The sequence below is a fragment of the Bacterioplanoides sp. genome (assembly GCF_965219715.1).
Taxonomy (GTDB): Bacteria; Pseudomonadota; Gammaproteobacteria; order Pseudomonadales; family Oceanobacteraceae; genus Bacterioplanoides.
In genome coordinates, this window is record NZ_OZ244785.1 from 979,484 (window position 1) to 1,003,690 (window position 24,207).

A 24,207-nucleotide genomic window follows, 5' to 3' on the forward strand; every position below is an offset into this window, starting at 1 on the left:
AACCACTTAGCTGCTTTTTTATTACCACTTCACCGTCAGACCAGCACCGATATTACGACCCGCCGCCGGAGCATAATTCGCGGTACCACTGCCATACCAAACAGACTCGGCATAGGTTTTATCCAGCAGGTTATTAACCTGAACATACAATTTCAGATCACTGTCACTGCCAGCCGCAGCAACGTTATAAAACGCCGTCAGATCGACCACCTCAAAACCTTTGTAAGACTGATCGTTATCGTCGCTGATGTAATATTTTCCAGTCGAACGCCAGGCGATGCTGCCACCCAATGCCGTTGGTGGCGTATAGCTGGCTTTTAAGGTTGCCGTATGTTCCGGCACGCCCGTTACCGACTTACCTTCCAGCTCCTTGTTCTCGTTCTTTTTCACATCGCTGTCAAATAAGCCTAATAATCCCACCAGCTCAAAATAAGCAATCGGATTAAAACGTAATTCCGCTTCTAAACCGCGGCGACGGGTTTCACCTAAGTTTTTAACCACACCGCCCTGCTCCTGATATTCACCGGAGGAGTCGAGCACAAATGCAGCAATATCCAGGTACCACATCTCAACGGGCACACCACCAAAGCCCACTTCATATTGCCAATAATCAACCGGATCAACATCAATGCTGGCATCGTATTTAGCCTGCCCGGATGGCAAAGCATAACCGTTGGCAGCGCTGCCTCGCAGCTGCCAGTTATCCGTCAAGTGATAGCGTACACCCACCTTCGGGCTTAAGTGCGCATAGTCTTCCATCGATGATTTTTTACCGTCGGTTTTATTGTGCGCATCGCCATCAAAACGGTCGTAGCGCAGGCCCAGCGTTGAGATAAGATCCTGGGTCAGCATCATATCCACCTGAGCAAATGCCGAGCTGGTTTGCGTGGTTAATTCGCGGTTTTCGGTAACGTCACCACGCACCCGGTTTTTGCTGTTATAACGTGCTGCATCGGTGGTTTCATCCAGATATTCAACACCCGCCACCCAGGCAGCCGTTGCGCCCATAAGTTCGCTTTGGCCATTTAAACTAGCACCTAATGCCAGACCTTCACGACTGTAAATCCGTTCCGACTGACCGTCTTCGCCATAACTGAATTTGGCAAACCGCACCGAATCCTGATCCACGCCGTAGGCATAGGTCAGCAAACGAATATCAGCGGTTACCATGGTGTTGTAATCCAGCCGGTAGGAGGTGAAATTACGGTTACCGCCATCGTCTTCTGCCGTCAGCTTGCCATTGGCATCACGGGCGCGATCACGGCGGGCCTTTTCACCCCGATTAAATTGTTCTTCGGTGATATAACCCGGCGCATTAAAGTGACCGCTGTGACGGCGCAGGGAAAATGCCAGTTCAGAATCACTGTCGATGTCGTAGGCAATCCGCGCTGCGGCATTGGTTTTGGTGTATTCCTGATGATCGCGATAACCCGTTGTATCGTAACCCTGCAACGCAAAATTGGTTGAAATCGGACCAACGGAATTACCCACCGCCAGCTGGGCATTTACCGTATCGTAGGCACCAATAAAGACATCCGCTTCGGAATATTTTCCGCCCTTACGGGTTTCAAACGCCAGTGTGCCTCCCCGGGCAAAATTACCGTACAAGGGTGAAACCGGGCCTTTATAAACACGGATCGTTTCTAATTCGATGGGCATCATAATATTGGTATCAGCATAACCGTCACCGTGGGAACCACCCTCGTTGAGCGAAATGCCATCGATATATACCGCAGCGTCACTGCCATGTCCGGCCGCAGCAAAACCACGAATCTGGAAGGCGCTGGCAACACCACCCTGGGCATAAGCACCGGTACTCATGGTCATGCCGGGTACGTCTTCAATGGCACGTAACACATCGCTGGTATTACGTTGCTCCAGCATTTCGCGATCAATCAGATTCACCGTAAAGGATTGATTGGCTTCTGCCATGCCTTCACCGGTTACCGTGATATTGCTCAGCTCTGTGGTTGTTTCTTCGGCGGTTGTTTCTTCGGCGTTAACAGATGTCGCAAGCGCCATACTGATGGCCACTGCCAAAGGTTTTACCGCAAGCAATGTTAACGGGGCTTTTGTCCGCATATTCATAAATCCTTAATTCGTTAAAAATCGTATCGGTAACAGAAAAATAAAAAATGATCAGAAGGCGTCGTTCGATCAGCGAACACCTTCAAGAAAACGATTCGCCTGCAGCAGCTTTTGCGTATACGGATGCAGCTGTTTTTGCGTCTCAGAATCCACAGCGTGACTCAGCAACTGATCACAATTTCCGCGCTCAACGATGTCGCCTTGACGCATCACCAGCAGCTGGTCACACAACTGATTAACCGCCGCTAAATCGTGGGAAATAAATAAAATGGCTAAACCATGGCGTTGTTGCAGCTGGCGCAATAACGTCAGCACCTGCGCCTGAACGGTTTTATCCAGCGCCGATACCGCTTCATCACACACCAGTAATTGCGGCTTTAGCGTTAACGCCCGGGCAATACACACACGCTGGCGCTCACCACCACTGAGTTGATGTGGGTAGGCATGTAATAAACGTTGCGGCAGCCCGACATCCTTTAACGCTGCCGAGGCAATCGATTGGCGCTGACCTTGATTCAGCGTTTCAAAGTTGGTCAGTGGTTCAACAATGGCGGCATCAATGCGTTGCAGAGGATTTAACGCAGCATAAGGATTCTGAAACACCATTTGCACCGAACGCCGTATCTGTCGCAGCTGCTGGCCAGAGCACGGATGAATATCGAGACCATTTATCAACACACTGCCGGAGTCGGGGTTTTCTAATCCCATGATCATGCGCGCCAGAGTACTTTTGCCCGAGCCACTTTCCCCAACCAGGCCTACAACCTCGCCGCGGTTAACTGTCAGCGAGACACCGTTGACCGCAGCCACGTTATAACGCTTTTTGGTAAACCAGTTGGCGCTGAACATACCACCAACATTGCGGTAGGTGCGGCTGACGTTTTTAATTTCCAGCAGTGTATTAGTCATTCACCAGCACCTTTTGCCTATCTTGTTGCAGAGGCTCGGTTAATCGCGGAATGGCATTAATCAATTCTGCGGTGTACGGGTGTTGCGGCTGAGTTAATACCAAATGCGTATCCCCCTGCTCCAGCACCTCGCCCTGATACATCACCAATAAGCGATCCGCCAGCCGGGCAATTAAATTCAGATCGTGGCTGATCATTAACATGGCAAAACCACGCTTTTTCTGGATATCCGCCAGCCAGCGCACCAGTTCCGCCTGGGCCACCACATCAAGCGATGCCGTTGGTTCGTCCGCCAGAATTAATGATGGCTGCAATGCCATAACCATCGCCAAGGCAGCGCGCTGGCACATACCACCACTGAGCTCAAACGCGTAGTTATGCAGGATTTCTTCAGGCCGAGGCATGCCCACATCCTGCAATGCGATCAACGCCAGTTGCCGTGCCTGGGATTTATTCAGTTTTAAATGCCAGCGAATGGCTTCTGTCATTTGCTGGCCAATGGTCATTTGCGGATTAAAAGCGGAATGCGACGACTGAAACATCATGCCGATATGACGGCCACGCACACGCTGTAAATGATGGCTATCGGTCAATAGGCTGCGGCCTTCAAACTGTATATCACCACGAACAGAGGCGCTGCTCTGGCCGGAAACATCCTGATTTAATAAACCCAGAATGGCCTGGGCAACGGTGCTTTTACCACTGCCACTTTCGCCGACTAAACCAACAATTTCCCCCGGCGCTATCGTAAAAGACACATCACGAACCGCCTGAACTGCTTGAGCTCCGGCGCCATAACTAACCGATAAATGATCAACGGATAACAGCGTATTTAAAGTATTTACATTTAACTTATTCAACACCTGGCCCTCCGCCGATATGTCTTCGTTTCGGGTCAACAATATCGCGCAAACCATCCCCTACCAGATTAATGCTTAATACCGTGATCACAATCATCACACCCGGAAACACCACCATCCACCAGGCACCACTGAGCATGCTGCTCATGCCATTGCCCAATAAATTGCCCCAGCTGGGTAAGGTGCTGGGCACACCCAGATTTAAAAAACTCAGGGTGGATTCAATCAGTACCGCCTGACCAACACCCACGGTGACCACCACCAATAACGGCGCGGCGGCATTGGGTAGTACATGTACCAGTGCCAGGCGCAAACGTGATGCACCACCAACAATGGCGGCGGCGACAAATTCACTCTGCATTAATCGTCGGGTTTCGGTACGCATTAATCGCGCGGTGCCCATCCAGCTCGCTAAACCAATGACAGCAATAACTTTTAATAAACTGGATTCACCAAATGCCTGAGACACAATCACCAGCAATAACACCGGGATGGCTAACACCGCATCAAGTAACTGCATTAATATCCGGTCGAGCCACATCGGGGCCATACCGGCTAACAGGCCGTAACAACAGCCCAGCAAGGTGGCAATTAACGTGGCGATAAATGCCACTAGCAAAGACACCTGAGCACCGGCCAGTAAACGTGCGAATAAATCCCGGCCGAGCTGATCGGTACCCAGCCAATGCGACAACGACGGTGCCGCATAAATGGCCGATAAATCTGGCGTATCCGCAGCATAAGGTGCCAATAGCGGGCCGAGTAACGCCACAGCAATAATAATTGCCAAGCCGATTAATCCGGCTTTTGCCAGACGATGGCGCAGGAAAGAAGCCATATTAAACATCGGCATACTGGCGCCTCATTTTCGGGTTCAGCCAGGCGACCAATAAATCCGCAATTAAATTACCAAGAATCACCAGCACGCCGGTTACCAGAACCGCGGCCATTAATACCGTGTAATTTTTACCAATGGCGGATTTAAGAAATAACTGACCAAGACCGGGCCAGGAGAAAATCCATTCAACAATAAAAGCGCCGCCCATCAGCAAGGGTAACGACACACCACACCAGGTAATAAAAGGCGTTAAAGCATTGGGCAGCTCGTAACGCCACATTAATGTTGATGGCGGTAATCCCCGGGCCACCGCAGCGCGGTAATAATCCGATGCCAGCACGTCCCGCACACTGCCACGTACCAAACGAATATAAGGGCCGGCATGGGCAAGAATAATGGTGACCACCGGCAAAATAAGATGTTGTATCCGACTAGAAAGCGTATCTGCTTTGCCCAGCGTCATCATGCCGGAGGACGGTAACCAGTCGAGCACCACCGAGAAGAATAAGATCAGCAGTAATCCCAGCCAGAATGCCGGAGTGGCAAAACTCACCAGCGCCAGACCACTGGTCAGATAATCGGCGGGCGATTGTGCCCAGCGTCCGGCGATATAACCCAACAACAAAGACAACAACACAATCCCGCTGCCTGCGACCGCCATTAATAACGCGGTATTAAGCGTGGCATTCCAGATCACCTGACTGACCGGGCGACCGTCTTTAATGGAAAATCCCCAGTCGCCCTGCAGCAGCTTGCCTAACCAATTACCGTATTGGCTGATTAACGGATCATTTAAACCGAGATTATCCGCCACCCGGTCGTAATCCGTCGCCGACATAAATTCCCGGCCACCAACTAAGCTGGCCACCGGCGAACCCGGTGCGGCTTTCATAATCACAAACGCCAGCAGACTGATCAGCAATAATTGCGGTAACGCGGCAACCAGTCGCAGCAACACATAACGCAACATCAGTGGCTGGCCGCCTGGCTATGCTGTTCAGCGGCTGGAGCTGGGTTTAGGTTTAGGCTTGGGTTGGGATTTGAAGCTGGGTTGGCGTTACGCCACTGCTCGATATTCCACAGCGGCGAAGTGCCATGGCCAAAAATCTTTTTCTGAAATCCCTGCAGCCCTTTGCGCACGCCATACACGTGCTCCAGATACACCAGATAGTTGTACGCCGGATTTTCCGTTAGCTCACGCTGCAGACGGCGATAAATCTGAACCCGTTGCAGATCATTGGTAGTACGGCGACCAGCAATCAGCAGTGCATCAATGTCCGGATTACTGAAGCCGCTGTAATTACTGCCGGCATCCAACATATAAGACGAGAAGAAGCGATACAGATCATCGTCCGGATCGCCCGGTAAACCACCACCCAGAATTAATGCCTGGGTTTGCGGAATATCAATCACCGCCCAGTCTTTTACATCAACTTTGGCTTCGATGCCCAGCCGCTGCAACTGACTGGCTAATAACGTCGCCAGATCCACCCGAACCGGAGAACTGACCGGCGCCGTTAATACAAACGAAAATGGCTTGCCGTCTTTTTCCATCAGACCATCGCGGTTACGCTGCCAACCGGCCTGATTTAGTAACTGCTCGGCACGCTGAATATCATTATCGTGCTTCAGTAATTGCGCTGGCGCTGCCGTCATACGATTAAATTGCAACGGCGCATAAGCCGCGCTGCCTCGGCCCAGCAAAGCACCTTTTACTAACGCCTCACGATCGGTGGCAAACTGAATTGCCTGACGTACCCGCACATCGGCAAATAACGGATCGCGATGATTAAACATCATCACCCGATAATCCGCAGACGGGGTTGTTTCGATGCGAAAAACATCATCGTCTTTCACCGCCGCTATTTGCTTTGGCGTCAGTGCGGCCACATCAATTTCGCCTTTTTTCAGCTGTACCAGGCGTACGTTCGGATCCGGCAGGAATTTATAAATAACGCGCTTAAATGCCGGGGCACCGTCGTAAAAATCCGGATTGGCCACCAGTTCCAGATATTCACCCGGACGACGTGATTTAAATTGATACGGCCCGGTACCAATCGGCTGATCGAAATTAAACGGATCGGTATTAAAATCTTTACCGGCTAATGCATGTTTGGGAATCATGCCGATTTTTAACCGCCCCGGCAGTGGCGACAACGGCTGACTGAGGCTGATCTGAACCGTTAACGGATCAATCACACGGACGTTATTAATCTCTTCCACTTCCTTGCGCAAGCCACTGTGATTGTCCGGATTCTGAATACTCTCGATGGTGAACTTCACATCCTCGGCGGTAAACGCAACGCCGTCGTGCCACTTAATGCCATCGCGTAATTTGATGGTGTACACCTTGCCGTCGTCCGATACCGACCACGACTGCGCCATATCCGGCACCAGACGATTATCCAGATCGAGCTTAAACAAACCGCGGAATATCGATTTATCGGCATCCGCATGCTGATGCCCGGCTACCGGGTTTAACCACTCCGGCTCACTGGCGCGGGCAACAATTAACGTATCCTCACGGGAAATGGCATCTTTGTCCGCTGCATCGGCGTCTTGCCAGCTGGCAGATTGGTCACACGCCGTTATGCTGGCGAGCGTTATTGCGCTCAGGGTCAATACCCTGATCAGGGAAGCAAACGGAGAAAAGGAAACGTTCATAAACAGATAACTACTCGTGGTGGTATTCAGGGCCGCTCTTTCAGGCCAACAGGCCCGGCGATCTGTCGCTGAAAAGTTGACATAGCGACGGCAGTGTGAAGAATCGCATCGAGAATAATTATCAACTGGCTGACGAAAACCGATAAGGGATCGGCGATGACCAAAATAGACAACATGCTGGAACGGCTACTGGGGATCCGCCGATCGAAAAACCCCATGCCGCCACTGGGCCCACGGGAACTGGAAGTACTGAAGTTGCTGTGGCGCGAACAACCTTTAACCGCCCAGTGCATTCACCAGCGCAGCCAGTCACAAGACATTTCCCTCAGTACCGTACAAAGCACGCTGGAGCGTTTGTATCGCAAACAGCTGATCGAACGTGAGAAAAGCGGCCGCTCTTACGTTTATACCGCTGCGATTAACCAAAGCACGGTGATCAGCCGCCTGCTGCAGGATCTGGCCATTGAAATCAGCGATGGTGATATGGCGCCGATGATTTCCGGCTTTATGGACTTTATCAGTGAGGAAGTTCCGGATGCCGACACCTCCGGGTTAAAAGCGATGATGCCTGCTGATAACAGCATCAGTCAGGCGACTGACAACTCCGACCTCAAACAAAGCAGTGACTGAGATGTTGGCGCATTCCCTGCCCGGCATTATTCCCGGTGTATTTACCTGGAGCGTCATCACATTAATGCTCAGCGGCTGCCTGGCGTTTTTATATCCGCTGCTACGGCGGCTGATGTTGGCGTATCCGGCGCCGTTACGAACCACACTGATTGTATTAATTGCTGCGGCGCCCAGTCTGATTGCTTCCATTGTACTGGTGTTGTATGCCAGCCCGGAACTTAGCCACTTATTTATTCACGAACATTGCCATGGCGATGTGTGTGGCGCCCATTCCCTGCACATGCCCATTTCGACGCAAACCAGTGCCGGTCTGGTGATATTAAGTGTGCTGGCGTTGTTTTTAATGGGTTATCTGGCGCTGCGCCAATTATCGAAAGGCAAACGTTATTCGGCAACGCTAGCGATGTTATCCGAGGCGCGGCCGAATCAGGATTTCCGCCTGATTCAGACAGAGCAACCGGCTGCCTGGTGTGTCGGCCTGTTAAGACCGCAGATTTATTTATCTCAGGGTTTGATTAATCAGGTATCGAAACAACAACTGCAAACCATGCTGGCCCATGAGCACGCCCATGTCAGCCGTCGGGATAATCTGCGAAAGTTTCTGGTGCACTGGTTCACCTTTCCCTGGCCCCGGGCCAAAGCGCAGCAGATTCGACAGGATTTATTGCAGGATACTGAGAATACCTGCGACCTGATGGCGGTGGAATTTACTCAGACGTCTGCCGAAGAGCTTGGCGAACTTCTTAATACCGTTGAGCAGTATTGTGCTGAGCACGGTAAGCAGCATCAGGTTACGTCTGAGCAACGCCTGGCGGCGTTTAAGCATGAGATGCGCTTGTATCAGGAGTTTGATAAAGCGCATTGGCGGCGGTTGCTGCTGGCGCTTTCTGGGAGTTTTTTGATGGGTGCAGTGTTGTTTATAGCAGCGGCGTTTGTCAGCCATCCGGTGCTGGAGTGGCTGTCGCGGTAGCGGACAACCAAGCAACAGCATTTCCAATCCTCCAAGTAATACTCCTAATATTATTTTATCATTTTTGATTATTTTAATTTTTTTGTAACTCTTTCGGCGGAATACTGAACATTCCCGCAAATAACTACATAAGGTAATGCATATGAACATTCTGGCTAACTTCCTGGTAAAAGAACTGATCGAACTGATCAAACGCAAAACGGACAAGAACTGGGATCAAATCATCCATTCAGTATCTGAGTTGGCGAAAGAGAAAGGCTTAAACCCTGACGACAATAGCGATTCAGCTCTTCGAACGATTGCCGATTGTTTCGCTGAGCATGTGCGTGAATCCAATATCTTTGGTCAGAAAGAAGATGATTTGTATTTCTGGGTAATGAAGGTTGGCAATGTTAATTGGGATGAGCGCATTAAGAATAATGTCAGGGCTCTTTCGAACTAACTTGCAGTAGATATCACTTTTAATCGGAATGCTAGAGTTCCTCCAAGGCGCAAAAAGCAGCAAATTTGCTGCTTTTTTTACCCCCTAAAATATTCAGAATAGGCCAAATTATTTGGCCATATTAAGATATTAATTTTGCAGCTTTTTTTTCTTGCACACACCAACCTCCAAACCGCATGAGGCACGTAGCTTTGAGGGAATATCTGAACTCCCTAGATAAACTTGCCCTTTTGAATAGTTTTCTAAAAGGCAGTACTCGTATGTATTCCACAAAGAAGAGTCAGTCAGAGTAATCGGGCTACACATGATCGACAGCTCCTTTTCGTTATACAAGTTAAGTAATTTCTGATTCTCATCTATAAATGACTGTCGCTGATTCCTGATAGCTTCAGATTTTTGAAATCCTGACAGCAGAACTTCAACATTTCTAGCAGTTTCTTCTGCTTTTCCCGCAGAACTCCAAGCTGAGAATGCACCGATCAAAGTTGCTAATGAGCCAATTAGTGCAGTCCATGCTCCCAACTTTGAAATCATACGGTTTTCTTTATCAGACTCAGCAATATGAGTAGATATATATTGAGCGACCAACTCATCCGTGGTCATTTTTGTTTCTTCTGCTTTCACATCAATCATCCTTTGGTTTAATGAAATAGATATAAACCCTTAAAAACTAAAGATAAATTCAAAAATATTTTAAAATCAATAAAAAATACTAATAAACTAAACAACCCTTAGCTTAAGAGAAAAAAATAACATAACTTCTTAGAGCTCCATAGAAAAACTCACACGACTACAGCGGTTACATTCATGACAACATACTTTATACAAAATCAAAAAAAATACACTACTTAATAAAAAATAATTTTGAAAATAATAAAACAACCTTATTAGAAAAAACTAATTTAAATATTCCTCTAATCTATAAATATAAAGAAAATTAGAATGTTACAACATCATCGTGATTAATCTGGCGTAAGAAAAGGAGCTCACTATCGAGCCGATAATTGCCTACCGAGCCAATAAAGTGAGGTAATTCGTATTAGTGACAACAAACATCCCCTGCAGTACATTTGCCACTGGATTCCGGTTGAATGGATGGATAAGTTGTTGAGTAAAAAGTTTGGGCTGGATTCGCTTTGAAGCTGAGCGCCTGGCTTAGATTTGAACAATAAAAAGCAGCCGATTGGCTGCTTTGTTACGCAAGTTCATTCTACATTGTTAATTTTCTTTATTTGCTCCTCTAGAGCCTCGATATCAGCCTCACTAAGCGGAGAGAAAAATTCGCTTTTCTTATCCATATCATCACAAGAGATACTAGTTATGGCTGGAATTTCAACATCGCCAGTATACTCTGACTTCATTGAAAGTTTTCCCTTGCATGCCGCCGCGAAACCAGAAGTATGTTTCTGAAGAGCTATAGTCTGGTGAAGCTTTGTATTTACTAAATCTTCGTTGCTACATCCATAAGCTGCTGTGATTGAGGCCAGCACCACAACTTTGAATAAACTCATAATATTCTACTCCTCTAACTATGATTACATAACTCCCGCTTCAGCCGCAGTAGGCTACTTTAACCTTTGTGCGTTTTTTCACACAAAAGGTGACTGTGTCCGAAGCTTAGATTGCAGATCTATTAGGTAATTGTTGTTCACAACGCCTGAGCCTCAATAAAAACCCTCATATCATTAATAGACGTCTGTAACTGCTCATCCGTATATCTTGCATTATGGTTGTTTTCTGGGTGATGAATCTGATGTCGAATGTACTCACTGACTATTTTTTGTTCCGACATTAAATCTCCATTTCTCTTAATTCTTATATATTCAATTGTGTCTTTTCCATCTTTATAGTCGGCCAGTAGCTCTTCACTCTCAATAAATCCATACAACTCATTATGATATTCATCATTTGCCTCTCCGAAAGCTAAAAAATTAACTTCGTTCAAAGATGGATATGGGAGCTCATTTCTCTCTACAGAAACAACTTTTTTAGATTGCTCGCTCTTGATGAGCTTTAGGTGATCAAACTGTAGCATTTTGACAATTGACGGACTATGAGTCGTCAATAAAACCTGAGTATTATCTGATTCTGACAATTCGATAAAAGCTTCAATCAACTTTCTCTGGTGGCTAGGGTGCTGTGATGTTTCCGGTTCTTCGATTGCATAGATTATGTTAGGAACATTACTTTCAGACTTTCTTCTTTCAGCTTCTGCACGGAAGAAGTTTAGTAGCACAAGCCGCTTAACACCGCTGCCTCTTTTATTAATCGGAATATCTTCGTCGCCAGTGATTGATACGCTCTTGAAAACATCGGCCCATTTCAAGCTTTCTGGGCTAGGTATAACAGGGTTTAAGCTATTTGCTATCTCCGGGTTCATTTCGTTCAACTTTTCCAGAGTTTGATCTGCAACCTCTTTTAGCTTCTTCTCTACCTCAACAGCAACTTGATTCAAGCTGTTCATTAGCCCCTTATCTTTCAAGATTTCCTGAACTGCCAATTTCATTGGATTTTGGATTTCATTATCCCCATCACTATTTTTGCGATCTGACTGAAAAAGCGAATACAATGGAAGGTAGGTTTTTAGTTGCTCCCAAGTATTCTTAGCGTCAATTTTAGCAAGTTCTATCTCAATCTCTTTTAACTCAAGACTTTCAGAATAAAATCCCCATATTGCCTTACGGATTTCAGAATTTTTAGTCTTATCCTCACAAACCATCTCTTCTGTGAGTAATTTCTTGAGATCTGGTTGTTTTTTTAGAAGAAGCTCTGAGCATAAGGCGTTAGTTGGGTGGTAGGCCTTTACGTAAACCTTTTCCCTTCCCGCATTTGGGTATTTCTTAATAACGGCAAGTTTCCCTTCTTGATTTAGCAGATACTCATCTTCTAAGCGAGTAGGGTTAGTTGCATCGATGGTCAATTCGGTTGGCAAATCTCCGAAGACGACACCTATTTTGATCTCAGAGTTTCCTTCTTCTTTCGCCTGCTTATTAATATCATCCTTATCCAACTTGATAATCCCCTTGCCTTCATTAAAGAAGATATCTAGCGCCTCAAGAATGGTGGATTTACCAATATCATTTTTTCCAACAAAAACATTCAGATCATCAAAATCAATGAAAATCTCGTCCTTATATGATCTGAAATTGGAGAGAATTAGCTTTTCAATTTTCATTCTTAAATCTTCCTTAATTTGGGCTACATACAGATTTCTAACTGAAACCTTCTCTAGCAAAACATTCCCTTTACTGCCAACAAGAGCACTTACTTGTTGCTGGCTTAACTCGATAAAAGAGCTGTAAACCACCAACACTATTGATATTTAAATTATCACCTCATACAAAAACGGGCAAGCTTCATCACAAAGCTTGCCCCCTATAATGACCCAGATCAGCTATTTCCATCGCCAATTGAGCTTATTAGTAAATACTAATTTAGAAACCCATCACAACCACAGCTTCCTCGCCCTTCTGCGGCTGGCACGTCGTCACGCGAGGCAGTAACTCCTGATGCTGCACCTTAAACCAGGCTTTGATATTACCCGAACGCTGCTGCGCCAGTTGCTGCCAGGTTGGCGCTTTACCGGAAGATGCTTCAGCCGCTTTCTCAGCCAGTGTTTTCACTTCCGCTTCACTGGCGAAACCACACACCTGCAATTCCAGCGTTTCTTTCTCGACCATCATCTCAGCAACCTTCTCCAGATACTGAGCCTGGTCGTCGTTCACCTTTGATTCCAAAGGCTGGTACGTCAGATCATCCAGACGGATCGCAAATAAATAGTCACCAGCATAAGTCGATAATGAAATCAGCGTGCCGTACGGTTGTAACGCCTGCTTCAGGTAATAAGTCGCAGCTTCTTTTAATGCCAGCATACTGAGCTGATTCATCAGATCATCCAGACCCACATCCGGGTCGTTAATATTGCCCGACAGTGGCATGGTCAGTTTAATATTGTTGTTATCGTCGCGCAGAATAGACAACACGGTATCCACCGGCATGGAAATCTGTTTCCCCAGACGATCAATCGTCTCTTCATCGACCGGTAAAAACTCGCTGTTACGCAGCAGAATATCCGCTTCACCGTCCATTTCAGCGTTACGAATAGCTAAATCCACATCCAGCTTTAACGCGCCTTTCTGAACGTGATAGCCCATCGCCTGGGCAACATAACCATTAAACGGCACCAGGTTCAGCTGCTCGATATGTAATTCGATATCCCCTTCCGGCTGATTATTTAACAGCCCCATCTCACCACTGGCGACAATACGGTTGTATTCATCCAGACCGAGTTCAATTTGCAGCGGAATTTTCTGCTGCAGCTGAGCGCTATCAACCGCACCGATATTAATGCTGCGAATCGCCAGACGGACATCCGCCGCAGGTGTTACCGATTGATCAATAAAGTGCACATACGATTCCGGGCCGTCGCTTTGTTGCAGACCGGCAATCTGAACGGAGAAGGTTTTTTCTACGGCTTTTTCGGCTTCTGACTCTGCTTCAGAAACAGACGCATCTTCAGGTATGGCATTGGCAATAACATCCGCTTTATCGCCAGACGTTATTTCAGAATCGGCAGTTTGTGTTTCATCAGTAGCCTGAGCTTCGTCAGTCACCGGTGCTTCGTCAGTCTCTTGCCCTTCAGCGGCAGCTGTTTCGGCACCAGGAGCTGTTTCTTCAACAGGTGTTGTTTCGGCAGCAGGCGCCACCGGTACACCCTGAATAACACCATCCGCCAGTTTGGTTAACTGGACAACTAAGCCGTTATAATTTTGCACGCCAGTCATCAGCTGTAATTGTTGCGCATCAAAACGAATATCATCAATCTGATACTGATTTAATTGCAGCAACGGTTCCGCGTTGGTCTTCGTGCTTTCCTCTTCAACACCACGAACAACCAAACCCTTCAGCGTTAATTGTTTAACGGCTTGAGTCTGTTCAGTGGCGTCGATACCCGTCAGAGAAAACTGCTCAAAACCAATCGCCGGGGCGTTATAGGCTTTTAAAGCCAGATCACTCACTTGCAGTTCAGCCAGAACCTGTTGATCGAACAAGGCCATTGGTTGCCAATGCAGCTGCAATTCACCCAGCGACACAGACTTCAGCTGTTCAATGGTGCCCTGTTCAGACTGATGCAGTTTTAAATCTTTTAAAATCACCCGACCACGTAACGGCGAGATCTCAACCGAGTGCAGGGTAAATGCCTGCCCCGGGTGTTGCTCGGCAAACCAGTGCTCGGCATAACGCACCGCAACAAAAGGTGCGACACTGGTGAGAATCACATAAATCAGTACCAGCAGCAGTGAAAGGTACAATGCCAACTTAAAAAACAGTTTTGTTATCCAATTCGATTTTGCAAACATCATTTAAAACTTCAGAAAATTAAAATCTTTTTATAACGCTAAAGGGCTCTAGGCTCCGGTTTAAGGCTTAGAGCTCAGAGTTTAGTGCTTAGCAGTTAAAGTCAGCACCATAATTTATCGCGCAAACCACTGGCCCGCTCGACTCTGGCCGATAAACCCGCCTGCCAGCTGTGCATGCTGGTTAACAACCGGAAATGGCTTTTTGCCCGGGTAATACCGGTATAAATCAGCTCACGGGTGATCACACTTTGCCAGGTAGTCGGCAATATCATAAAGACCTGATCAAACTCCGACCCCTGGCTTTTGTGTACCGTCATCGCAAATGCGGTTTCGTGTTCCGGCAGACGACTAGGCAATAACAAACGTACCTCGCCATCACTGTCCATAAAGGCGGCTTTTAATTCGCGTTCGGACTTTGCTTCGCTGTCTTTCGGCACTTCCACTAAAATACCAATATCACCATTAAACAAACCCAGGTCGTAATCGTTACGACTGATCATCACCGCCCGCCCGGGATACATGGCACCAGAATATTGATGTTTTTTATCCAGCTGCGGGCGTAACAATAATTCAATCTGGCGATTCACTTCTTCGATACCAAACGGTCCCTGACGGGTCGCCACCAATACCTGGAATTCCGAGAAGGCCTGAATAATCTGCTTCGGATCCCCCTTGGCCACGGTTTTACAATAATTCTGATAACCCTTGGCGGTGGCAATTTTCCAAAAGTCCGTGGTTTTGGACGTTTTATTATCGGCAGAAGTATCGTGCCAGTGCAGATCAATATCCTCGAATTTTTCAAACGCCGCCAAGGCATCGTGATAATTGCCCTGATTCACCGCCGCCGCCAACCGACCAATACCGCTGTTGGCATGGAAGCGATGCGACACCCGCAGTTGTGCCACGGCATTCTGGATACCCTGGCCACCATCAATATGTTCCACATAACCGGAAATATCCTGGCCGGTCAGTTGTTGCATTAATTGCGCAAATTCCTGCGATGGCCCGTGTTCGTTACCGGAATCACATAAATCCGCCAACACACTGCCCGCTTCCACCGACGCCAGCTGATCACGATCGCCTAATAAAATTAACCGGGTATCCGCCGACAATGCCGACATCAGGTGATGCATCATGGGCAAATCAATCATCGACGCTTCATCCACCACCACACAATCGTACGGTAACGGATGATCGCGATTGTAACGATATCCACGCGGCGTCCAGCCTAATAAACGATGCAGGGTAAAACTGTCGTCGGGAATTAAATCAGCATGGACCAAACCGGATTCGCCATTTTCGCTGTTCTGGCTTTCGCGAATTTTGGCTCCACGAATCGATTCGGTCATTCGTGCCGCGGCTTTACCGGTGGGTGCCGCCAGCGCAATATGCATCGACGGATTCAGGCTTAATAATGCACTCAGCAGCTTGGTTACTGTGGTGGTTTTACCGGTACCCGGGCCACCGGTAATTACCGCAAACGGCATGCTACAGGCACTGGCAGCAGCGATATTCTGCCAGTCGATTACATCGCCAGTTGCGGCGCCGGGAAATAACTGTTGCAACGGTTGTTTCAGGCTGGCAATTAATTCTTCCTGACTCATGGCAGGCGTTAACCGTTGGCGGATATGTTGGTACACACCCTGCTCATAAAAATAATAACGCGCCAGATACAATCGTGGCGTGGTAATACCATTACCGGGATCAAGCACCAGCGGCTGATTTTGCCAATTCTGCTCAGAATCATCTGCAACAACAAACACATTGTCACAACCGCTCAGCAGCTCAACCAGCTGAGGCATATTCAACCACCAGGCGGATAAATCCCGAATAAAACAGCGATCCAGCGGTAAACACACCTGACCTTTGGCCAGCGACGCACTGAGCGCCACACAGGCAAAATACAACTGAATGATTTTTTCTGGCTGGCTATCAGTCTGGTCTTTTGGTTCAGTCGCCAGCTCATAGCTCACCACTTGTTGTGCCAGCTGCAGATCAATCTCACGTAATTTGCGCTGGGCAATGAGTTCGCGGCATTGTTGCTGCAGTTTTTCCAGCGTGTTTTCCTCGGTTCCGTTCAACAATGACACCTCATCCTGATAACTCATTAGCGGCGTCCTCCATCATTGTTGTTGGATTGCTCAAAGGCAAAAAAACAATCACGCCATCGTTGCAACTGTTGTAAATCCACCGCCTGATAAAACACACCGGATTTCTGTGTTGTATCGAATGCAGTTTGTTGGTCAGAAAAATCGTCTGCATCATCCGCAAATAAATCCAATGACTGATGACTTAATGGAGATTGCATAACCGATGGCTCTGCGTCATGGAACTCGTCGATCATGCCACGCAGATAGAAATAGAACACACCACCCAGATGTTGTTGTGGATCATAATCCGCTAACCGTTGCTGTAATAACCGATCCAGCGCCAGGGTATAAATCCACGCCTGTAAATCGTAATCGTGATCCGCCATCGACAAGGCTAACTGCTCATGGGAATAGTCCGCCGCCTCATAACCCAGGTGATTGGATTTATAGTCAGCAACGTAATAACGACCGTTATGAATAAAGATTAAATCGATAAACCCTTTCAGATAACCGTTTAATGCATCAAAGCTTAGTTTTTTTCCATCAATTAATGCGTTAATTTTGGCCGGCGTCAGCATCTGATTGCCATTGCCTAGCGGCAGATAAAATTCCATTTCATCCAGACGCTGGGATTGCGTCAGCTGCGACAGGTTAAATTCCTGCTCGTGCGCCAATAACGGCGTATTCACCACCTGAGTTAACCATTGACCTAATTGCTGTTCGTCACAATCGGATAAACTGTAATATTGCAGCTGATTGCTGCAAATCTCGATTAGTGCTTCGCTATCGTTAAAATCCCAATGCTCGAGAATGCCGTGCAAACAGGTACCCGGATTCGCGCCCTTAGGAAAAGTTAAGGCGTAATTCTGCGCTTGCTCACTTTCATTTTCTGATCCGAGCATTTCTGCTGCCCGATCCCCGGCAATATCCTGCTGCGCTTCCCAGTCTAATAACTGTAAATCTTCGTCCTGCCAATCCGGCGAATCGGCAACATCTGTCTGAACATGTGGTGCGGAGTGATCACCCGCTAACTGGCTGTAACTGCTGACCCGCCAGCTATCGTATAAATGGCTGCTGAAACTTTTTGCCTGCACTGCCGTTTTGTCACTATCCGTTGGTGCAGAGACGTTTAACTGCTGCTGCCAGACTGGCATCGAACCAACATAACGACTGCTATCAGAAAAGGTATCTTTCATCTGTTGCCAGTCGATGGGCTCACTGCTGGAGGCGCTGTCCAGCTGTAATAAATAACCAATCGCACTTTTATGTAACGCCGATTTTTTCGAACGACCATCAACCACATCCATCAGCCAGATATAACAGCCGTATTTGGCCCGGGTTAACGCAACGTACAACAGGCGCAGGTATTCGGCTTTAATATCACGAATGGCGAGTTCTTTTTCATCGCTATCCGGCGCCAGATTTAAGACCACACCGGCATTTTCTTCAGAATTCTCTGAATCCGGCGCGTCGTTATAACCGAGATAATATTGTGCTTCGGTCAGCTGGTGAGGGATAAAACTGTCGTCCCATAAAAATGGCAAAAAGACTAACGGGTATTCCAGACCTTTGGATTTATGGATGGTAACAATGGTCACCAGATTGGCATCGGTTTCCAGTCGCAACTGGGCTTCGTCACCGTTACGTTCCGGATCAAAAATACGTTCACCAAACCAGCGCACCAGTCCTTGCTGGCCACGCAAACGACGACTGGCCGACTGCAATAATTCGCCCAGATGCATAATATTGGTTAAACAACGCTCACCCTGGGGTGATTGTTTTAACCGTACCGCCAGCGACATATCGTTTTGGTCCGTTAATCCCAGCGGACTTTCCAGCCATAACATAATGGCGGCCATAATGCCGCGCTTTTTCCAGTGCCACTGGAAGCTCTGGATTTTCTCCAGTTCCTGCTCCCAACGACTCTCGTTATTTAACATGTCATCTAAGGTTGCCGCGTTAAGCCCCTGGGTTTTGGTTGCCAGCGCGGTACGGATTAAGCGTTCGTCCGCAGGATTTAACAGCGCATTTAACCAGGCCAATAAATCGATGGCTTCCTGACTGTCGAATACACTGTCACGGGTTAAAAACACACTGCCAATCTGTTGTTCCGATAAAGCATCACGAATCCAGCCCGCCTGACGACGGCTGCGTACCAATACCGCAATATCTCTTGCCTGAACCGGCTGTTCGCCCAGTTTGGCCTGGTCACTGCGGATTAACGCGGCAATTTGTTGTGCGCATTGTTCGGCGGCCAGGCTATGGCCTTCCGCCCGTGACACACTGTCGTCCGATAACCATAACTGCATCGGTTGTGGTGACTCACCGGCCAGAGTTAAGGCGTTATGATCGTGTTTGCCAGCGGCATTCACCGCAACAAAATCGATGTCTTTATCGAACACAAACGGGCTGTTATGTTGCTGCCATAACGAATTCACCGCATTAATTAACTGGGAGTGGCTGCGCCAGTTGGTATCCAGTGTGTAACGTTGCTGGTCGGATAACGAGCGCCGTGCCTGCATATAGGTGAAAATATCCGCACCACGGAAGCCATAAATTGCCTGCTTTGGGTCACCAATCATATACAGGCCGTAGGCGTTTACTTTACTGCCCGTTACGCCAGAATCCGCCTGATCTTCGTTCACAACCGCCGGATAAATACGATTAAAAATTTCGTATTGTTGCGGGTCGGTATCCTGAAATTCGTCAATCATCGCCACTGGATAACTGGCGCGGATTTGCGCTGCCAGCTGATCGCCCTGCTCACCTTGTAATGCTGTGGCCAATAACCGCAATAAATCATCCGGGGTTAACGCAGCCGCCTGCTCTAACAGGTAAAAATAGCGATCGCGAACCTGTTGGTACCAGGCAATATCCAGTTGTAAGCCTAACTGCTGGCTTTGCTGACAGTAGTCTTCAATCAGATCAAATAACGGGTGTTGAGGTGGTTCGCCTTTTTTGGTTTTTTCTTCCAACTGGCGACGGCTGAATTTTTCCAGCTCGGCAGAAACCGGCAAATAAAATTCACCGGTTAAATAATGGCCAGCCTTTTCCAGCCAGCGTGGTAAATTCCGACTACTGTAACTGCGTTTATCAACGCCAGAGTCGGCAATCAGTTGTTGCAGATTGTCACTGCCTAACTGTTGCCAGCTTTGCTGAATCGCCTGATATTGCGATTTCAGCGACTGCCATTGCTCTGCAAACTCGGACTCTTGAGGTTGTGGAATAAACTTCAGGTGTGGCCGAGATAACCAGCTGCGGAACTTATGCAATAACGCATCCGGCCCGGCGTAACGGTTTAATAAAAAACGTCCCTGATCACTGTCGAGGTGATAACACTGTAAACGCCAGATATCTTCACAGGCCTGCTGCAGGTAGGTTTCACTGTCTAACACCAGCTCGGCATCAAACATCACTCCGGAATCAAACGCGAATTGTTTTAACATCCGTTGGCAAAAGCCGTGAATGGTAAAAATCGACGCTTCATCCATTTGTGCCAGGTTGGCCTGCAACCAGGTGGTCAGTTCCATTAACTGCGAATGATCGTTACCACTTTCTGACTGTACGCCAATATCGGTTAATTGCTGAGCAAAACCAGCATCATTAACGGCGGAATTATTTTGCAGGCGTAAACATTCTTCAAAACTGTCACGGATACGATCACGGATACGGCCACGTAATTCTTCCGTTGCTGCTCGGGTAAAGGTTACCACCAGAATCTGATCGCAACCCAAACGCGGCAATTCGGTATTGTGGGCCAGCAATAAGCGGTTATATAACGCGGTAATGGTAAAGGTTTTACCGGTACCGGCACTGGCTTCAATCAGTGACTGGCCGGTTAACGGAAACTGATTAATATCTAACTTTTGCATCAGTTGCTCTCCGCTAGCAGTTCGTCGTCACTGAGGTGCTGGTGTAGGTCCGCAAGTAATTTATGGTGTTGCTGATACCAGCGGCTGAATCCATCAGCCTGGCTTAGCTGCTGCACCAATTCCGGCAGACAGCGTTGGATATAAACGTTATGCAACGGCGAAAAATCGCTGTTAATCTGGCGTTGTAGCAGTTTCTGCTGTTCCTGTTCGATCAGCTCAGCATCACCGTCCAGCTTGTCCGACAGGCTCAATAACAGACTTTCCCATAATAAATCCGGGATAAAATCCACTGGGCCTTGCCAGCATTGCCAATACAGGGTTAAACACTGGTCAACAATATCCAGTGCCTGTAATTGAGTCGGCGCTTTTAATACCAGTTTGCGGATCGCCGATGATTTTTTGTCTTTCCCTTTAACAACACCATAAACACTGGCATGACTGACCAACCCGGGTTGTGCTGCTACCGCTAACACCAGATCGAGCCAGGCATCTAATAAATGCTGGCCACGAATACCACCAACCCGATGACGAATGATTTCAGCATTGTTTAATTCACTCACCGGCAAAGCCGCACTATTCTCTTCTGCCAGGTAGGCCTGCTGTAATTCACCAATAACACGCGTACTTGCACCTGAAGGGCTGGCATTAGTCTCGCCAATCGATAATTGCAGCGCACAAGCATCTAACGGATAAAGGCACTCAGCTTTTAACGTTTGTGCTAACGGTGTCATTTCCTGCTGAATATCATCCGCCCATACCGCGCCTAAACGGTTCACCGGGAGTTTTCCTAATGCATGTTGTTGCTCGAGGAAAAACGACTGATCAGCCGGATAATCACCTGCCGGCGACAGCTGTTGCTGCAACCATTGTTGACGCAGCTGAAAGAGCTCCAGACCATCGGGAACAAAGGGTTCTTCGGTTTGGTGATGTTGCCAATAGATATCGAGATTGGCGCGCAAGCGACGTTGTACAAAAAACTTACAAGGATTTAATAACGCCTGTTTGACGTCTTGCCAGTGTACTTCCTGCTGATTAATTTCTTCCGGAATCGGCAAGCCACCATCAACAAACACACTCTGACTATCGCTGTCATTTGGGTTATCAACCGCATTCGCGACATCGGCCCAGATGGTTTGGTAACCGTTATATTTTTCCGGATTAAACGGCTGTAACGGCAGTTGTTGCACCAGATGATTAAAGAGGTGTTCACGGCTGAGGTTATGGGGTTGATCAGCGAAATCGGTTAAACAATAACCGTCACAAATATAATCCTGTAATTCACTCACCAGCACCGATGGCTGTAATTCGCTGTTTTCCCTGGCGTCACGGCCACGATAACTGATATAGAGTTTTTGCTGGGCAGAGCACACGGCTTCGAGGAATAAATAACGGTCATCATCCCGGCGCGAACGGTCACCACGGCGACTATTGCCCGATACCATTAAATCAAAACCAATTGGCGTAACACGACGCGGATAATCCTCATCGTTCATACCCAACATACACACCGCTTTAAACGGGATGGAACGCATCGGCATCAGGGTACAGAAGTTAACAGGCCCGGCTAAGAAACGCTGCCAGCCGCCCTGCTGCCCTAACTGTTCAACAAACCAGCTGCGCACCACCTGGGGTGATAACGCTTGATCAAACGCCGCATCCAATAAACCTTCCTGCCAGCGTTCAATAGCATCCCGCACTTTTTGCAGTGAAGCGCTATCGCTAAGTTCGGGCAAATAAAAATCATCGGTCAGTTGCAATAACAACTGCTGCCATTGCTGAATGCTGTGTGACTGATTCAGTCGCTGTTGCCAGTGTTCCAGCTGATCAATAAAGGCTAATAATTTACCTAATAATTCACCGTCGTTGCCTTCCACCGCACTGACCGGGAAATCCTGCTGCCACTGACCGGCGTCATCCGGCAACATCAGCCCCAGCATTAATTGTTTTAACCCTTTGCGCCAACTGTTTTGCTCAAACCCCGGCAAACCCAAAGACTGGCGATGATCGCTGTTCAGTCCCCAGCGAATTTCCGCACGCTGCAACCAGTCTTTTAATTGTTCAACATCGTCTTCGGATAAATCAAAACGCTGGCGAATGGCGGCAACGTCGAGCCAGTCCTGCACTTCGGTAATTAATAAGCGCGATTCGGCCAGCCCCACCAGCTTTAACCAGGAATCAATAACCGGGTTTTCCTGCACCATGGATTGGTCAGCAATCGCCCAGGGAATCCGGGTGTGATCAGCCACACTGGAAAATACTGCATCGATATAGGGTGCATACTGGTCAATATCCGGCACCATCACTACGATATCGCGCGGTTTTAAATTTTTATCGCTCTCGAACCAGCTTAATAACTGATCGTGTAATTGCTGCACTTCCCGCAATGGGCTGTGGGCAGAGACAAACTGAACGCTGTTATCGTCCGCGGCAATTGGTTGTTTAAAATAACTGTGCTCTAACGCCTCAACGGTAAAGGCGGCTTTTTGTTTATCCTGCAGGGTTAAAATATCGTTTTGCAGCTGTTTTAGCAGTGTAAATTCCGATCCAGAACCGGACCCGGTTTCCACTTCAACGTAGGCTTCGATATCACTGATTTCACTGTCGTGTACCAGGGTTAAAAACTCTTTTCCGAGTTTGCCCCAGGAGGCCAATAACGGATTGCCACGTTCAAAATAACTTTCTGCTGCCGGTTGTTTTTTCAGAATCTGTAACCGGCGCTTATCGTCGACAATATCGCCCCAGAAATTTTTACACGGGTTCAGCAGGAAAAAATGCACATCAATCACAGACGAAATCGCCTGCAATACATCCCAATAACTGCCCGGCAAAGCAGCGATACCAAACACAAATAGGCGTTTCGGCAGATTATTTAACCGTTCAGGATGTTCCCGCACCAGAGATTCTAACTGCTGTAACAACGACGCCCGGTGCTCCAGTGAATGACCTAAACGGTCGCTGTCTTTAATCAGTGCACGCCATAAATGTGGCTGCCAGGGATGGCGATTGACATCGGTGTCGGGCACCTGATCCTGACCCATTTCCCAGCTTAATAACCAGTCCGGGCGATACACCAGATATTGGTCAAATACGTCGGCAATTTTATGCGCCAGCTGATAACACTTAAGACCGGAGTCATCACCTTCGAGATAATGGCGAATCGCCTGATAACTCGGATCATCGATCAACTGCGGCAACAATCGCATCAGCTTCCACGACATCGCCTGCTTTTCGAAGTGGGAACGCTCGGGTAACTCCGGCTTTAACTGGTTAAAGATTTTCCAGACAAAACTCGAGGGTAACGGGAAGTCGATTTGCGCCGCGATGCCCAGGCCATCGGCCAGTTGCAGTTTCAGCCAGTGGGCCATACCCTGACTCTGAACCAGAATGGCTTCCTGCTCAAACGGTGCCGGTAGCTGGTCAGCCATCAGCTTAACCAGAATGCCGCGTAAGACGTCGAGATCGTTAGAATGATAGAGGTGAAACAT

General features: G+C 47.9%; 16 protein-coding genes. 3 read left to right on the top strand and 13 right to left on the bottom strand.

The window, feature by feature from the left end; translation table 11 throughout:
- Positions 1 to 21: 21 nt before the first annotated feature.
- The 6 genes from ACOQOZ_RS05045 to ACOQOZ_RS05070 form a co-directional block, all read right to left on the bottom strand.
- Positions 22 to 2,082: a TonB-dependent receptor gene (locus ACOQOZ_RS05045; RefSeq protein ID WP_420591184.1), complete on the bottom strand. Its 2,061-nt coding sequence runs from the start codon at positions 2,080 to 2,082 to the stop codon at positions 22 to 24.
- A 75-nt stretch (positions 2,083 to 2,157) separates the two neighbouring features.
- Positions 2,158 to 2,997 carry an ABC transporter ATP-binding protein gene (locus ACOQOZ_RS05050; protein ID WP_420591185.1) on the bottom strand — a complete coding sequence of 280 codons (840 nt, stop codon included), beginning with the start codon at positions 2,995 to 2,997 and terminating at the stop codon, positions 2,158 to 2,160.
- Complete coding sequence (locus tag ACOQOZ_RS05055) at positions 2,990 to 3,859, bottom strand: ABC transporter ATP-binding protein (protein WP_420591186.1); 870 nt, start codon at positions 3,857 to 3,859, stop codon at positions 2,990 to 2,992. The genes ACOQOZ_RS05050 and ACOQOZ_RS05055 overlap by 8 nt, the downstream gene beginning before the upstream one ends.
- Positions 3,849 to 4,709, bottom strand: a complete 861-nt coding sequence (locus ACOQOZ_RS05060; protein ID WP_420591187.1) for an ABC transporter permease — start codon at positions 4,707 to 4,709, stop codon at positions 3,849 to 3,851. Before ACOQOZ_RS05060 ends, ACOQOZ_RS05055 begins: the two co-directional genes overlap by 11 nt.
- Positions 4,696 to 5,664 carry an ABC transporter permease gene (locus ACOQOZ_RS05065; RefSeq protein WP_420591188.1) on the bottom strand — a complete coding sequence of 323 codons (969 nt, stop codon included), beginning with the start codon at positions 5,662 to 5,664 and terminating at the stop codon, positions 4,696 to 4,698. The genes ACOQOZ_RS05060 and ACOQOZ_RS05065 overlap by 14 nt, the downstream gene beginning before the upstream one ends.
- Entirely contained in the window at positions 5,664 to 7,358 is a 1,695-nt protein-coding gene (locus ACOQOZ_RS05070) for an ABC transporter substrate-binding protein (RefSeq protein WP_420591189.1), read from the bottom strand. The genes ACOQOZ_RS05065 and ACOQOZ_RS05070 overlap by 1 nt, the downstream gene beginning before the upstream one ends.
- Before the next feature lie 156 nt (positions 7,359 to 7,514).
- On the opposite strand from ACOQOZ_RS05070, the gene ACOQOZ_RS05075 reads away from it, so the two are divergent.
- The 3 genes from ACOQOZ_RS05075 to ACOQOZ_RS05085 all read left to right on the top strand — a co-directional run bounded on the left by ACOQOZ_RS05075 (position 7,515) and on the right by ACOQOZ_RS05085 (position 9,400).
- Complete coding sequence (locus ACOQOZ_RS05075; RefSeq protein WP_420591190.1) at positions 7,515 to 7,988, top strand: BlaI/MecI/CopY family transcriptional regulator; 474 nt, start codon at positions 7,515 to 7,517, stop codon at positions 7,986 to 7,988.
- Position 7,989: 1 nt separating this feature from the next.
- Positions 7,990 to 8,958 (top strand): M56 family metallopeptidase, encoded by a 969-nt coding sequence (locus ACOQOZ_RS05080; protein WP_420591191.1) that lies wholly within the window; start codon positions 7,990 to 7,992, stop codon positions 8,956 to 8,958.
- A 142-nt stretch (positions 8,959 to 9,100) separates the two neighbouring features.
- A complete protein-coding gene (locus tag ACOQOZ_RS05085; protein WP_420591192.1) occupies positions 9,101 to 9,400 on the top strand; it encodes a hypothetical protein in 300 nt (99 codons plus the stop codon).
- A gap of 129 nt (positions 9,401 to 9,529) precedes the next feature.
- Here the strand turns inward: ACOQOZ_RS05085 and ACOQOZ_RS05090 are convergent, their stop codons facing one another.
- The 7 genes from ACOQOZ_RS05090 to recC form a co-directional block, all read right to left on the bottom strand.
- Positions 9,530 to 10,024 carry a hypothetical protein gene (locus ACOQOZ_RS05090; RefSeq protein WP_420591193.1) on the bottom strand — a complete coding sequence of 165 codons (495 nt, stop codon included), beginning with the start codon at positions 10,022 to 10,024 and terminating at the stop codon, positions 9,530 to 9,532.
- Positions 10,025 to 10,605: 581 nt separating this feature from the next.
- Entirely contained in the window at positions 10,606 to 10,911 is a 306-nt protein-coding gene (locus tag ACOQOZ_RS05095; protein ID WP_420591194.1) for a hypothetical protein, read from the bottom strand.
- A gap of 137 nt (positions 10,912 to 11,048) precedes the next feature.
- Positions 11,049 to 12,713, bottom strand: a complete 1,665-nt coding sequence (locus ACOQOZ_RS05100; RefSeq protein ID WP_420591195.1) for an AAA family ATPase — start codon at positions 12,711 to 12,713, stop codon at positions 11,049 to 11,051.
- A gap of 121 nt (positions 12,714 to 12,834) precedes the next feature.
- Positions 12,835 to 14,763, bottom strand: coding sequence for a DUF748 domain-containing protein (locus ACOQOZ_RS05105; protein ID WP_420591196.1), 1,929 nt, complete (start codon positions 14,761 to 14,763; stop codon positions 12,835 to 12,837).
- Between the two features lie 98 nt (positions 14,764 to 14,861).
- Complete coding sequence (gene recD / locus ACOQOZ_RS05110; protein WP_420591197.1) at positions 14,862 to 16,868, bottom strand: exodeoxyribonuclease V subunit alpha; 2,007 nt, start codon at positions 16,866 to 16,868, stop codon at positions 14,862 to 14,864.
- Entirely contained in the window at positions 16,868 to 20,722 is a 3,855-nt protein-coding gene (recB, locus tag ACOQOZ_RS05115) for an exodeoxyribonuclease V subunit beta (protein WP_420591198.1), read from the bottom strand. The genes recD and recB overlap by 1 nt, the downstream gene beginning before the upstream one ends.
- Positions 20,722 to 24,207 (bottom strand): exodeoxyribonuclease V subunit gamma, encoded by a 3,486-nt coding sequence (gene recC, locus ACOQOZ_RS05120; RefSeq protein WP_420591199.1) that lies wholly within the window; start codon positions 24,205 to 24,207, stop codon positions 20,722 to 20,724. Before recC ends, recB begins: the two co-directional genes overlap by 1 nt.